The following is a 14,608-nucleotide window of genomic DNA, read 5'->3' as shown; positions in this document are numbered from 1 at the left end:
ATGAGCGAAAAAGTCAATGCTGATCAAAAAACGTATCGAATTGAGGGACTGACTTGTGCTAATTGTGCAGGTATATTTGAGAATAATGTAAAGAATCTAGAAGGAGTTACAGATGCTAAAGTTAATTTTGGAGCATCTAAAATTTATGTGCAGGGCTCAGCAACTATGGAAGAAATAGAAAAAGCGGGTGCCTTTGAACACTTGAAAATACGTGATGAAAAAGAGAAGAAAATTGAAAAGACACCATTTTGGAAGCAAAAAGAAACCTATAAAGTTTATATATCCGCCGTACTAATAGTGATTAGCTTGGTTTTAAGTCGCATATACGGTGAAGAGCATCTTATTCCTACAATTGGGTATGGAGCTGCAATTCTGATTGGTGGTTATACACTTTTTATAACTGGACTGAAAAATATAATCCGTTTTACCTTTGATATGAACACGTTAATGACGATTGCAATCATTGGTGCAGCCCTTATTGGTGAGTGGAGCGAAGGAGCAACGGTTGTTGTCCTGTTTGCCATCAGTGAAGCATTGGAACGTTATTCAATGGATAAGGCGCGACAATCAATAGAATCTTTAATGGATATTGCCCCTAAAGAAGCCCTGATTCGGCGTGGGCATCACGAAATTATGATTGATGTAGAAAACATAAGGATTGGCGACATTATGATTGTTAAGCCAGGTCAAAAAATAGCGATGGATGGTAAGGTGATAAAAGGAACTTCGACTTTAAATCAGGCTGCCATTACAGGTGAAAGTGTTCCGGTCGTTAAAACAATCCATGATGATGTGTATGCAGGAACATTGAATGAAGAAGGACTACTGGAAGTAGAAGTCACAAAAAGAGTAGAAGATACAACCTTATCGAAAATCATTCATTTAGTCGAAGAAGCTCAGGCAGAAAAAGCGCCATCTCAAGCTTTTGTTGATAAATTTGCAAAGTATTACACTCCTGCAATCATCTTGATCGCATTCTTTATAGCTATTGTACCTCCATTATTTTTTGATGCAGAGTGGAGTATTTGGGTGTATCAGGGACTCGCTGCTCTAGTGGTTGGTTGTCCATGTGCCCTGGTTGTATCAACACCGGTTGCTATTGTAACGGCAATTGGTAATGCAGCCAAAAATGGAGTTTTAATAAAAGGCGGTATTCATCTGGAAGAAGCCGGCCATTTAGATGCGATAGCCTTCGATAAAACGGGTACCCTTACAAAAGGGGTTCCAACTGTAACAGATTTTATCACATTTGGTGAAAATAAAAATGACATATTAATGATCACAGCGGCTCTTGAAAAAGGGTCACAGCATCCATTGTCTTCAGCAATAACCAGAAAGGCAGATGAAATGGGACTGAATTACAAAGATAAAGTGGTAGAAGATTTTCAGTCCATTACAGGGAAAGGAATTAAAGCAAATGTTAATCAAGAAACTTATTATGTAGGAAGCCTGCACTTATTTGAGGAAATATGGTCTACTAATGTGAAAGAAGAATACAAAGAACATATTCTTAACCTTCAAACTCAAGGTAAAACCATTATGATACTCGGTACGGAACGAGAAATATTGGCGATCATGGCAGTGGCTGACGAAGTAAGGGAATCCTCAAAAGAAGTCATTCAGAAGCTTCATCAAATCGGAATTAAGAAAACAATTATGCTTACAGGAGATAATGAAGGAACGGCTTCCGCAATTGGTAATGAAGTAGGAGTTTCAGATATACAGGCTGATTTGCTGCCGGAGGATAAATTGAATTATATAAGAAAACTCCGTGAAAACAATCTGCATGTGGCGATGGTTGGTGATGGTATTAATGATGCTCCTGCTTTGGCTGCTGCTAATTTAGGAGTTGCCATGGGTGGTGCTGGAACAGATACAGCCTTGGAAACAGCTGATATTGCCTTAATGTCAGATGATTTAAGTAAACTGCCCTATACAATTAAGTTAAGCCGAAAGGCACTGACCATCATTAAACAAAATATTACATTTTCATTGGTTATTAAAGTTGTAGCCTTACTATTGGTCATCCCCGGCTGGTTAACTTTATGGATTGCTATCTTTGCAGATATGGGTGCCACGTTACTGGTGACATTGAATAGCTTAAGATTATTGAGAGTAAAAGATTAATATTGAGCAGGAAGCAAATTGGCTTCCTGTTTTATATTTTAAAAAGAAGTTCGCACGTTCTATCAAGAAATACAGGTAGAAGATCTACATGGATCAGAAACTAAAATTGAAGCGGTTAATATATGAATTTTTTCTTTAGGCAGAAGGTGAAGGGAGATTTCTATATGGATAATAAATATGTCTATTACTATACCACCATAATTGGTAAAGTAGGGATAGCAGAAGATGGAACAGGAATTACAGATGTGTTCTTAGGTGAAAAACGGATACAGGCGGAGATCAAGGAAACAAGGTTAATAAAAGAAGCAGCTATACAACTAGAAGAATATTTTAAAGGAGAACGGCAGCAATTTTCTGTAAAACTGAACCCTCATGGTACAATTTTTCAAAAGAGTGTGTGGAAAGAGTTGTTGGAGATTCCTTATGGCGAGACAAGAAGCTATAAGCAGGTAGCAGTTAAATTGGGGAATTCTGGTGCCTCTCGTGCAGTTGGGATGGCAAATAATAAAAATCCGATTTTTATTATTATACCCTGTCACCGGGTTATCGGTTCTACTGGAAAACTGGTCGGGTATGGCGGAGGACTTGATATAAAACAGAGGCTTTTGGAGCTGGAATTTGAAAGGATAACTAATTAAAGTCTGATGTAAGCCGATTTACTCTGACTCATAAATGTTCTTCAATGGTCTATAATGAAGTATGTCTAAATACATGAAACAGACCATAAGGAGCCAGAAATGGAGAAACAATATTTTTTGATTGGTGAAGTGTCAAAACTTACGAATATATCCGTTCAGACATTACGTTTTTACGATAAAATCGGCTTATTTAAACCTTCCTATACCGATCCTGATAACCAATATCGATATTACAGCAATACGCAGTTGTTTTATCTGGATATCATTAAATCACTTAAGCATGTTGGGGTTCCATTGAATGAGATAAAATCTGTTTTACAGCTATCAGCAGGGGAAATGGCTGAATTTTTAGATGAGCAGGAAAGTAAAATTGAGCAGCAGTTGCGTCGGCTTGAGGATGTGAAGGCCATATTGGGGTATAAGAAAAAGCAAATCCTGAATCAACCTTCTTCTAATCAATTAGAAAAAGTGTATATAAAAAAATATGATAAACAGCGCATCCTCATCTATAATCAAGCACCTTCATCCGCAACCAGTATTCCTGTAAAAGAATACGGCCATTTAATGAAAGTGTTAGAAGACCATGGAACCGTATTCGACAGTGTATACTGTGCCACGTATCCATTAGAAAAATATGATTCTATACATGATTGGAAATATACTTCTATATTTACACCGATTTTATCCGACCAAGAAATATCGCTATCGAACGAACTTATGGAAAAGGACGAATTGCCTGCCGGTGAATACATATGTATTGCATTTCATTCAGCGGATGATGTATATGAATCCTGCTATGAGACCCTCTATTCTTATATTTTAAATCATCAAATACAAACCGAAAAGATAGTCTATGAACTGTACATGCCTTTCACCGATACGGCAATCAATGAAGATGATTTTATCGTTGAATTGAAAGTTCAAATAAAAATTTCTTGACCTTATAGTTACTATAGGGTTTATTTTAATTAGTAGGAGTTTCGAACTAGCATACAAGTAAAGGAGTAAAGATATGTCTGGCAACAAGAATCAGAATAAAGTACTAATACTATTATTGAGTAATTTATTTATTGCATTTTTAGGGATTGGCCTTGTAATCCCAGTTATGCCAACCCTTATGCGAGAGCTTGGATTGGATGGTACGATTATGGGATATCTTGTTTCAGCCTTTGCGGTAGCTCAACTTATCGTATCACCGTTTGCGGGTAAATGGGTAGATTTATACGGAAGAAAGCGTATGATCATAATCGGTATGTTTCTGTTCGGCATATCAGAGTTGATTTTCGGATTAGGCCAACAGGTATGGGTATTATTCTTTTCCAGGGTTTTAGGCGGAATTAGTGCGGCATTTATTATGCCAGCAGTAACGGCATTTATTGCGGATATTACCACGATTAAGGAACGCCCAAGAGCGTTGGGATATTTATCAGCAGCTATTAATACTGGCTTTATCATTGGGCCGGGAATTGGCGGGTTTTTAGCGGATATTGGTACGCGTGTGCCTTTTTATTTTGCTGCTGGATTAGGGATTTTCGCAGGTATCTTTTCCATCATCATGTTAAGTGAACCCGAGCGGACAGTCGAAACGAATTCGTCAAAAGAAGGATCTGGAAAGAATGGATATCATAAGCTATTAACGATTATTTACCTTATCCCATTCTTAATTATTTTATCCTCTTCCCTTGGCCTATCTACCTTTGAATCTATGTACAGCTTATTTGTCGATCATAAATTTGGATTTACAGCTAAGGATATTGCGATGCTTATCACGGTTAGCGCCATTTTAGGTGTCATCGCACAAGTGTTTTTATTCGAGAAAATTACAAGAGTGATAGGGGAAATCTGGCTTGTTAAGCTATGTTTACTGGTAGGAGCAGTTTTTGCCTTCCTTTTAACAAGAGCGTCTGCTTATTGGAGTGTACTAGCGGTAACGTTTATTGTGTTCCTTGCTTTTGATTTAATCCGACCGGCTATAACGACGTACTTATCCCGCATCGCCGGAAGTGACCAGGGATTTGTCAGCGGTATGAACTCAGCATTTACGAGTGTTGGAAATATTATCGGACCGGCAATCGGAGGAATCCTATTTGATGTTAATCTCATTTATCCGTATATGTTTGCCGCTGTATTATTAGGAGTCAGCCTATTGATTTCGCTTGTGTGGCATGAACAGAAAACGGAAGTACAGTCATAGATTGATAGAAAAACAGCTGTTTTAACCACAGCTGTTTTATTTTTTAGATTATTTTTACCTAATGGGCAATATTGCTGTAATGATTTTCACAAAACTCATTTTTCTATATCAGATCGCATATATTAGTGTAGTGGAGAGAGTTCAGCTTATTTATAGGACGAGCGTCTTGACTATCTGTTATGGGTTGTAAGGAGATAATAAGGGCATTCCTATCTATTCAAACTAATCCTTTATTCTTGCGTAAAATTATATGCTAGTAAGGATGGGGTATGTAATGATTAGGTGGATTGAAGAGGAGTTTTCTAGCCAATACATGTATTTAAGGCTTAATTGTGTATCTAATAACCCCAGGTTTAACCTGTTTTATCAGAAGTGTGTTTTAATTGTATTGGCTCCATCAACGGATTTAATAGATAGGAAAAGCGGTTATAGGAAGGTTTATCAAGAGCCAGCAAAGAGTATTTGTTAGAGGTAATTATTTTACATTCTCATTATTTTATGATGTTATAGTATAATGAGGATTGCTATGATTGTCCAATGAAGGAATTATTATAATAGTAAAATGTATTTTTGTTATAGGAATATTTCTGATTGGTCATTAATATTTAACCGATAGATAGAAAGGATGGTCCAATTGGAGTCTTGGATTACGGATTTAATGAATCAATATGGATATTGGGGAGTATTTTTCCTGATTGCCTTAGAAAATGTATTTCCTCCGATTCCATCTGAAGTGATTTTAACATTTGGAGGAGTTATGACCAATGAAACTAGTTTAACTGTAGTTGGTGTCATAACGGTATCGACAATTGGATCGGTTTCTGGTGCGGTCATACTATACTATATTGGCCGATTGCTTGATGTCAGTCGATTAGAGAAAATCATTGATCGGTATGGGAAAATTCTTCGCCTTACTAAAGAAGACATTTATAAGGCTGATGCATGGTTTGATAAGTATGGCATTTGGACCGTTTTATTTTGTCGTCTTATCCCATTAGTTAGAAGCTTGATTTCTATTCCTGCAGGGATGTCCAATATGAATTTCCCATTGTTCCTTCTGTTCACAACGATTGGAACAGTTGTATGGAATACCATTTTGGTCTCACTTGGAGCAAGTGTAGGAGAAAATTGGCATGAAATTGTAAAATATATGGACATTTTTTCAAATGTTATTTATGTATTACTTGCCTTGCTGTTTGTCCTATGTATCATCTGGTATATTCGAAAAAGAAAAGAACGAAAATAACCTAAAAAGGCCCTTGGTCTCCTGATGGATGGAGTTCAAGGGCTTTTGTTATTCAGATGGTATATAGTCCATTAAAATCGAACTTACCTTTTCTTAAGTTAAAAGTAATTTTATGGTATTAGGTAAAGTGATTACATTAATTTACCTGTAAAGCAAGATAAAGAAAATGTACTTATCTAGTTCAAAGTTAAAACCAGTTTGCAATTCTTGGTCTGACCCTTTGTATAGGAGAAGATCTCCATTATATGTATCAGGATAGGAGAAAATTTCCGTAAATAAAATAGGCAAATAACCTGCTAAAATATAGATAGACTAGTAATCCGCAAGTCAGATTGAATTATCTTAAAGGACGCAGACCAATGTATACAGAAAAACTCTTTCAAAAGTTAAAACAATATATAGAAAAAACTTCCTCTCCGCTATTGATTAAACTACTTATTAATGGGTTGCAAGTCGATATAACCTATCAAAAGCGGGAGCTTCAGAAGATAACTATGGATCAGGACCATTGCGAAGTTGATGTGACTCAAGCGGTTCGGTCAAGTGTGGATGTACCTGACAAGATTCCGTTTAGTGGATTAGTAAAAGTTAGGGCGAACGTCATTCACACATTTTCAGATTTCGAAAAGAAGAATATAAAAGGTGAGTATTTAGATCATAAGGATTTAACGAAGAAAATAATCGTACAGCAGATGGATGGTGCACAGAATAAACTAAGGGTAATTGTCTCAAGTATTGTTGATATCGATGGATTGGATAGTGGCAGCTTTCATACCGAGTTGGAAAGTTTGGAGTTTCTAATGAAACAGGGATTTAATGTCGTTTATCATGAACAGCTAGGAAATACCTATAAAGATATGCTGAGGTACTATAAAACCTTTCATCAGTACCATCGTAAAGAGATTGGTTATTCCATATCAGGTCTACAAATACTAGCTGCTAATACACCTAGGTGCAAAGAAGAGTTCATATTACCGTTTTCACCGGATGAGGTGATTCTCACAGTTTATGATATTAATCCTGAAGTTAATTCAACTGGAAAAATCGAGACTGTTATAAAAATAAAAGCGAATGATATGGCTGGCGAACGTTATTTTACCCTCAGGTTGCCCAACTTTTCCATGATAAAATCAATGGATATTCGTATTGGTGACCATGTCTTAATGGAAGATGTACACACTATCATAGGTGTGGAGAAAGGAAAACGGACAGGTTCTGAAATATGCGTGGTCCAACCTGATATTTGCCCTGATTGTGGGGATAAATTAGAAAGCAATGATGAGCATTCATATTGTATAAACAGGGAATGTAGAAATAAACCTTTATCCAATCAAGAGGTACGAAAGCATGGAATAAAGGGGAAAACCGTCGTTATTACTGGTACCCTTTCAATAAGAAGATACGAATTCAGGAAATTAATTGAACAGGCGGGTGGAACACTGGCAGGGGTAGTTACAAACCAGACGGATTTTTTATTGATAGGGGCAAAAGGAGTAGGGACCGTCAAATATAGAAAGGCGGAATCTCTCAAAATCCCTATTATAACAGAAGAACAATTCAGATTGATGATTGATTGAATAGGTGAGGGACCAATGAAGCGCATTGGTCCTTTTAATTTATTCGAAGGTTTGAGTAATGTTTCTGGAACAACCAAGAGTATAAGCAGGGGTACAAGATGATACCAGCTATTGATAAAGGCAACCATAATAGAGCATATGGCACACAAATCTGTCCATAGAGATTATAAGGAAGCGCACTGTAATCCCATATAGATAGCTTTAGCCATAGATTTAAAATAAGACCGGCGCATAGCTCTAAGAAGGTCACTAATAGAGTCCCAGCCAAAGCTTTCATATATAGGGGGATTTTCATTAGAGTAAGCAATCCGAACAAAGTGAAACAAATGCCCCCGAGCACTCCCATTGTCCAATGTGTGTGTCCTCGCCATAGTAACTCTATAAATAGATAAAGAGCACCACCAATAATCCCGAGATGTAAGGTTTTTATCAGATTATAAAACATTGGGAATCCTCCAGGCATTAAGGTCAATAGGATAAAATAGTGTCTTTAACCAAAGTAATAACTCGGTTATTGATCTTTTCGTGCTTCATCAGGTGTATCCAGACGCGTAGAACCATTATTATGTAGAGCTTGATTACGGTCAGATTCAACGCGTTTGCTGTTTCTTAGTTTCTTTTCCTGTCTGTCTTTACCCATATTATCCACTCCTTTTACTTGAATAGAATTAGGGTAACCGTTCACTGACTTTTTATTACAATTTTCCAAAGGAAATTTAAGGAAAGATAGAGGAAATCATAGAAAGGGAGAAGGGAATTTTTGTGACAGCAAAATCGAAGGTGATTAAATAAAAAAGGATAGGATACCGGGTAATTCCTGATAATCCTATCCAAATGATTTTAGATAAATAGACCTACTATTGTAGCAGAAAGAATGGAAGCCATTGTAGCTACGAGGAATAATTTAAAACCAAATGAGCTTACTTCTTTTGCTTTTGCGCCATTGATCGCTTGAATGGATCCGCTAATAATCCCAATAGAAGAGAAGTTAGCGAATGAAATTAAGAATGTAGAAATAACAGCAACTGCTTTCTCAGACATGTCTGCCATTAAAGGTTGGAATTGTAAAATGGCAGCAAATTCGTTTGCTAATAATTTTGTACCCATTACAGAACCAGCTGTGATCATTTCACTTGCTGGAATACCCATAATGAAAGCAATTGGAGATAAGATATATCCAACAATGGTAGTTAAATCAATACCAACAATTCCGCCGACAATTCCATTTAATAGTCCTAAAATCGCTAAGTATGCTACTAGCATAACTGCTACGATTACGACTACTTTCCCACCGTCTAATGCTCCGGCACCAATGGCTTCAAATACATTTTTAGTTTGAACCATGTCTTCAATATCGATTTCAGTATCTTCCTTCGCTGCTTTAACAGGTGTCATGATGGAAGTAATGATTAATGCACTGAACATATTTAAGAAAATAGCGATTAAGACAAATTTTGCAGGTAGCATAGTCATATAGGATGCAATTAACGCTGCAGATACGCTTGCCATTGCTGATGTTGAAACAATAAATAGTCTGTTGGAATTTAGTTTGCCAATTTGACTTTTAATTGCAAGAATGGCTTCTGATTGACCGAAAAATATAGAGTTAACAGCATTGAAGCTTTCTACTTGTGGTAAACCAGTGATTTTTGAAATAAGTCCGCCAATATATTTGATAATATAAGGAAGAATTTTGTAATGTGTAAGTACAGATAATAATGCAGAAGTAAAGATAACTGGCATTAAGACATTTACGAAGAATGGAGAACCTCCCTCAGGAATCCATCCGCCGATCACAAAGTCTATACCTTCCTGGGAGTAACTCAATAATTTATTGAATGCTCCAGCGATCGCATCAACTACTTTTAGACCTACAGTTGTACCTAGTAATAAGAAAGTTAGGACTAACTGGATCCCAATCATGATGGCAACAGCTTTAAAATTGATATTCTTTTTATCATTGGAAAATAAATAGGAAATTCCTATTAACAATGCAATTCCGAGAATACCGAGAATAATGCTCATTAAAAAAACCCCTCAATCTTTTTATTTATTTACTTTCATTTTGCTCAATGGTGAAATTTATAACCATTAACCTTGAAGAATTATACTGACATAATATATGGACTTACAAGGACATATGTCCTAAATGAATATTAAAAGAAATATATAATTTTTCTGAAAATAAAATTGTATACTTATAGAATGGAAAATGTTTTGAATCATGTGAAAAAGATGGAAGTCATTTATAATCAGTTTATAACGAGCAACGAGAAGAGAGAGGGTAGTCGGATGATAAAATTGATAGCAACAGATATGGACGGTACATTTTTAGATGATCATAATCAATTTCCTAAGGATTTTTATGATGTTTTTCATAAATTAAAAGAGAAAGATATCATTTTTGGAGCGGCTAGTGGACGTCAGTATTATAATCTTGTGGAGAGATTCCACGATATACAGGAACAAATGCTATTTATTGCGGAGAATGGAACGTATGTCGTGTATAAAGGGAAAGAGCTATATTCCCAAACACTAAAATTAGAAGAAGCAAAGAAATTTGTAGAATTGGCGAGAGATATAGAGGGAGTACATATCGTCCTATGTGGAAAAAAAGCGGCCTATATCGAAAATTCAGCACCAGAGGCCCTTGTAGAAGTTAATAAATATTATGCTCGATGTGAGTTGGTCGATGATTTAATGCATGTGGAGGATGAGATTTTAAAGGTAAGCCTTCTTGATTTCAAAGGGGCTGAGCAAAACAGTGCAACATACTTTACTCAGTTTAAAAATGATTATCAAGTGACAATCGGTGGCTATTATTGGATGGATATTATGAATCCGGGTGCCAATAAAGGCATTGCCATAAAGCGAGTCCAAGAGCTTTTGAATATACAGCCCGACGAAACAATGGTATTCGGTGATTATTTAAATGATATTGAAATGATGCAAAGTGCGTATTATAGCTTTGCAATGGGAAATGCCCATGAAAAAATAAAAGAGATTGCTAGATTTGAAGCAAAAACTAATAATCAAGCAGGTGTCATTGAAACGATTAAAGAACATATTCTGATTGCTTAACAACCAATAGATATAAATCAGAGTGGCTTTTGTATTAAAGTCACTCTGTTTTGTTTGGAAATGATTATATATTTACCAACTACAGTATAATAGCTATACTTCTATTCGTATTTCATAATAATGATTGACTAATGAAGGTAAAATAATTGAAGGTGAAGCATCTGATGCAAAAAGCTGAAAAAGAGATAATTATTTTAAAGTATCTAAAAAAGTATAATATGTGCGAGATTTTCTCTGGCATTCAATTTAATGATATTGATGTATTGCAAATAAGAAAAGGACAGTTGATTTGTTCCAAAGGTGATGAAATCAACGATATGTATTTCCTTGTTGAAGGCAAAGTTAAAATATACACCATTACACCTGATGATAAACGTTTAATATTACGGTTTCAAAAATCATTGGGAATTATTGGGGACGTTGAGTATATACAAGGTACGCTTGTGCTTCACACGATTGAAGCTAGCTCTGATTGTCTCGTATTCAAAATACCGTACCAAACAATTAGAAATACTGTAGGGAACGATCCAAGATTCCTGTCATTCTTACTGGATGTGGTTACACGTAGATTCCGTGCCAAAACTGATGCAGCCACATTAAATCTTTTATATCCTGTAGAAGTAAGATTAGCCAGCTTTTTATTATCAACAACTACAGATGGTGAGAGACCGGTTTATCATGAAGAAGCTGTAGGCTCAAGTTTAAAGGATATTGCGGATATGGTTGGAACAAGCTATCGACATTTGAATCGAGTGATTAAAAACTTTTGCAATGATGAAATAATCAGCAGATCGAATGGTAAACTTTTTGTTAAAGATATAGATAGGCTGAAGGAAATAGCAAATAATAATATATATGAATAAAATTTTTGAAGTATATTTCGTATGAAATATGCTCTTTTTATTTTCGAGGTATAAATACATATAGTTGTACTGCTAATTAACCATTGTTGGTAGATGAAATCAGACTTTACACAGGAATGTATAAAAGTAATCTCACATCACAGAATAAAGATAAATGGATGGACACCTTATTCAAGGAGGTAGAAAATATGACAACCTTAAAAACATGCTTGGCCAGTCTTGAAGGGATTGAAGCAAGTCTATCAATTTTAGCATTACAGACGCTCCATAAAGAGTCTGCCAAAGATTTACACGAAGCGATGCTACTTGTCGGAGAAATTGTTACAGATATTAAAAAAAAGGTCCATACGATGGATTAACGAGCTGAAGTACTTTAGCTCATTTAGGATGTGAATTGAAAATGCCTGATTGGTTAGATGTCATAGTAAGATCTGTACTTTTTTTGCTAATTTTATTCGTGATCACCAAAATACTTGGGAAAAAGCAAATAGCTCAGTTATCTATGTTTGAGTATGTTACCGGAATAACGATAGGGAATATCGGTGCCGAAGTTGTAACGGGTCTTGACCAAAAAATCCATCTAGGCATCCTTGCCATAGTTGCCACAGCAGCCATTCCTTATGCCTCAAATCATATCACTCTTAGAAGCAAAAAATTCCGTGATATTGTTGATGGGAAAGGTACAGTTATTATGGAGGATGGTAAGGTTCTGGAGAATAATTTAAAAAAAGAGAAAGTTACTGCTGATGAATTTTTAGAAATGTTACGTAAAAATGGTGTTTTCGACATTGCAGAAGTAGAATACGCAGTGTTAGAGGCAAATGGAACATTGAATGTCCTTTTAAAAAGAGAAAACAGACCACTAACACCAAAGGATATGAACATAAAGGTGCCAAAGGAAAAAGAGACAAGAACGGTTATTATGGACGGTGTTATCCTAGACGAACCACTTGTAAGCATTGGAAAAAGCCGTTCTTGGGTACATAATGAACTAGCAAAAATGGATATGTCATTGGATAATGTGTTTTTAGGGCAAATAAATGCTTATGGCGATTTAACCATAGATTTATTCGATGACAAAATTAAGGTACCCTCTCTTCAGGAGAAACCACTTTTATATGCCACAATGAAAAAATGTCAGGCAGATTTAGAATTATTTGCCCATTCAACCGATGATCAGGAAGCCAAACAGATGTACTTGAAAAATAGTCGAAAAATGAAAGAAGCTATTGATAAGGTAGCATATATATTAAGGAATTAACGTGAAGGGACACCCACAAATGGAAGTACCTTGTTTTATTTGTGAAACTGATTCAATCTATTTCTGAATTTCAAGAACTTGAGATGATTAACAAGCAAAATTCGACAGTACCAGTCAAAAATAATATGGAAAGAGCAGGATTGAAAATAACCTATAAAAAGTCTGTATGGAACTTAGAAACCTTTTTTATTGCCCGGGAAATTTAAAGGATGAAATTATTTTAATATTATTAAGGAATAGAAATTGATGAGACGGATGAGGATAGTCTGTCTTTCTTTTTTTCACTTAAATGTACTTATTTCTAATCATGAGGATAAAATTCTTCAGGCAATGGTTCTAACTGGTATTGTCTGTCTTTCGTTGTACCAATAGAAGGGATATTAGAAGATTGCATAATTTTTCTTGCAATTGAGGTGGAGGAGATGCATAAAAATTCTCTTATATCTTTATTAGATATCAATGGTCCTATGATAAGTGCGTAATCTTGTAGGGCTTGCTGATGTGCATGTATTGAAATTGTCCCACAATGAGTGCAATACCATTTTCTTTGCTTTCGTACCATATAAAAATAGGTACATTCAGGGCATTGAACACCAAATATGAGTTCCTTTCGTTCAATTTGATAGCTAGGCAGAATATCAAGAGTAGGAGATACATGATGTTTATTAATAAGAGATGCTATTTTACGGATTTCCTTTTTGGTAAGTTGTTCTTTTGAGTATTTACTTTTAATTTGTTCAATTCTGCTCAAAAGACTTGTTGTACGAATAATAGAGGAGGATTGATTATTCTGAGGAAATGAACTGTTTTTTAAAATACAGTTTTGATTAGTAAATACGACTAGTAGTTCAATCGGTGGGAATACTATTTTATGGTGTTGAAACCAATTCAGTAATTGAAATCTTTGATGATAAGCTTGATCTTCTGGGTGCGGGAAGTATTCTTCTGTGCCATTCATTGTACGGATAAGCTGTCTAAATACAGGGTCAATTAGAATAGTTCCAGAGATATTTTTTACTTCAATGATGAGAATAAAAGATGGAGTAAGAAGTAGAGTATCTATTTGGAAGAAATATGTTTTGGTTGAGAGTCGAACATTGTGAAGAATAGAGTACGTTTTTTCTTCGAGGAAACTTAAATAGTAATCTAAAGCACCTTCTCCTTTGTATCCAGCGGTTATTCTGGCAAGATCCCTTTCTACTTTCGTTCGCTGCGAATGAGCAGTGGGTAATCGTTTAAGTAATGCTTCAAGTTTCTTCATTTTCTCCGGTATTTCTCTGCTTTTTAGAATCATTGGAATCGTTCCTTTCCAGATGAGGTTGGAATAATCATATCATTCAATTAAACTATAATTTTTGTATTTCTTGTGAAATCTAATATGAATAGGCGGAATAGAGCTGAAGTGGAAGGGAATAGAGCGGATAACAGGAAAAATCCAGCCGAAGTCGCCACGAATCCAGCCAAACTCAAGCATAATCCAACCAATCGCATCTTTCAGGGATAAATGTGAGTCTATTATTATAAAGACAAATAAGAAGTGTAGCATAGGAGAGTGGAATAGAGCCGAGGTGGAAGGGAATAGAGCGGATAACAGGAAAAATCCAGCCGAAGTCGCCACAAA

The 14,608-nt window shown here is 35.7% G+C and carries 14 protein-coding genes; 10 read left to right on the top strand and 4 right to left on the bottom strand.

Annotation, left to right across the window (positions count from 1 at the left end):
* The 6 genes from AC4G3K_RS09820 to AC4G3K_RS09795 all read left to right on the top strand — a co-directional run bounded on the left by AC4G3K_RS09820 (position 1) and on the right by AC4G3K_RS09795 (position 7,782).
* On the top strand, positions 1 to 2,127 hold the full coding sequence (locus tag AC4G3K_RS09820; RefSeq protein WP_491133192.1) for a heavy metal translocating P-type ATPase: 2,127 nt from the start codon (positions 1 to 3) through the stop codon (positions 2,125 to 2,127).
* A 164-nt stretch (positions 2,128 to 2,291) separates the two neighbouring features.
* Entirely contained in the window at positions 2,292 to 2,765 is a 474-nt protein-coding gene (locus AC4G3K_RS09815) for a methylated-DNA--[protein]-cysteine S-methyltransferase (protein WP_491133191.1), read from the top strand.
* 99 nt (positions 2,766 to 2,864) lie between these two features.
* Positions 2,865 to 3,704: a MerR family transcriptional regulator gene (locus tag AC4G3K_RS09810; RefSeq protein WP_491133190.1), complete on the top strand. Its 840-nt coding sequence runs from the start codon at positions 2,865 to 2,867 to the stop codon at positions 3,702 to 3,704.
* A 73-nt stretch (positions 3,705 to 3,777) separates the two neighbouring features.
* Positions 3,778 to 4,959, top strand: a complete 1,182-nt coding sequence (locus tag AC4G3K_RS09805; protein WP_491076364.1) for an MFS transporter — start codon at positions 3,778 to 3,780, stop codon at positions 4,957 to 4,959.
* 634 nt (positions 4,960 to 5,593) lie between these two features.
* Positions 5,594 to 6,205: a DedA family protein gene (locus AC4G3K_RS09800; protein WP_491076365.1), complete on the top strand. Its 612-nt coding sequence runs from the start codon at positions 5,594 to 5,596 to the stop codon at positions 6,203 to 6,205.
* Positions 6,206 to 6,564: 359 nt separating this feature from the next.
* Positions 6,565 to 7,782, top strand: a complete 1,218-nt coding sequence (locus tag AC4G3K_RS09795) for a BRCT domain-containing protein (RefSeq protein ID WP_491133189.1) — start codon at positions 6,565 to 6,567, stop codon at positions 7,780 to 7,782.
* A gap of 34 nt (positions 7,783 to 7,816) precedes the next feature.
* Here AC4G3K_RS09795 and AC4G3K_RS09790 read toward each other — a convergent pair whose 3' ends face one another.
* The 3 genes from AC4G3K_RS09790 to AC4G3K_RS09780 all read right to left on the bottom strand — a co-directional run bounded on the left by AC4G3K_RS09790 (position 7,817) and on the right by AC4G3K_RS09780 (position 9,807).
* On the bottom strand, positions 7,817 to 8,128 hold the full coding sequence (locus AC4G3K_RS09790; protein WP_491133254.1) for a putative ABC transporter permease: 312 nt from the start codon (positions 8,126 to 8,128) through the stop codon (positions 7,817 to 7,819).
* Positions 8,129 to 8,293: 165 nt separating this feature from the next.
* The gene (locus tag AC4G3K_RS09785) at positions 8,294 to 8,422 is read right to left on the bottom strand and encodes a YpzI family protein (protein ID WP_491133188.1); all 129 of its coding nucleotides are present in this window, start codon (positions 8,420 to 8,422) and stop codon (positions 8,294 to 8,296) included.
* Between the two features lie 200 nt (positions 8,423 to 8,622).
* Positions 8,623 to 9,807: a NupC/NupG family nucleoside CNT transporter gene (locus tag AC4G3K_RS09780; protein WP_491076368.1), complete on the bottom strand. Its 1,185-nt coding sequence runs from the start codon at positions 9,805 to 9,807 to the stop codon at positions 8,623 to 8,625.
* A 267-nt stretch (positions 9,808 to 10,074) separates the two neighbouring features.
* On the opposite strand from AC4G3K_RS09780, the gene AC4G3K_RS09775 reads away from it, so the two are divergent.
* The 4 genes from AC4G3K_RS09775 (at position 10,075) to AC4G3K_RS09760 (ending at position 12,987) form a co-directional block, all read left to right on the top strand.
* The gene (locus AC4G3K_RS09775; protein ID WP_491133187.1) at positions 10,075 to 10,863 is read left to right on the top strand and encodes an HAD family hydrolase; all 789 of its coding nucleotides are present in this window, start codon (positions 10,075 to 10,077) and stop codon (positions 10,861 to 10,863) included.
* Between the two features lie 164 nt (positions 10,864 to 11,027).
* Positions 11,028 to 11,726, top strand: coding sequence for a Crp/Fnr family transcriptional regulator (locus tag AC4G3K_RS09770; RefSeq protein WP_491133186.1), 699 nt, complete (start codon positions 11,028 to 11,030; stop codon positions 11,724 to 11,726).
* Between the two features lie 188 nt (positions 11,727 to 11,914).
* A complete protein-coding gene (locus tag AC4G3K_RS09765) occupies positions 11,915 to 12,085 on the top strand; it encodes a DUF1657 domain-containing protein (protein ID WP_491076371.1) in 171 nt (56 codons plus the stop codon).
* Between the two features lie 41 nt (positions 12,086 to 12,126).
* Entirely contained in the window at positions 12,127 to 12,987 is an 861-nt protein-coding gene (locus tag AC4G3K_RS09760) for a DUF421 domain-containing protein (RefSeq protein ID WP_491133185.1), read from the top strand.
* A 301-nt stretch (positions 12,988 to 13,288) separates the two neighbouring features.
* On the opposite strand, the gene AC4G3K_RS09755 is transcribed toward AC4G3K_RS09760, so the two are convergent.
* Positions 13,289 to 14,281, bottom strand: a complete 993-nt coding sequence (locus AC4G3K_RS09755; protein ID WP_491133184.1) for a nuclease-related domain-containing protein — start codon at positions 14,279 to 14,281, stop codon at positions 13,289 to 13,291.
* Between the last annotated feature and the right edge of the window lie 327 nt (positions 14,282 to 14,608).

The sequence above is a fragment of the Bacillus sp. z26 genome, assembly GCF_058313635.1.
The sequence above is the reverse complement of the archived record's forward strand: the minus strand, read 5'-3'. Positions and strand labels throughout refer to the sequence as shown.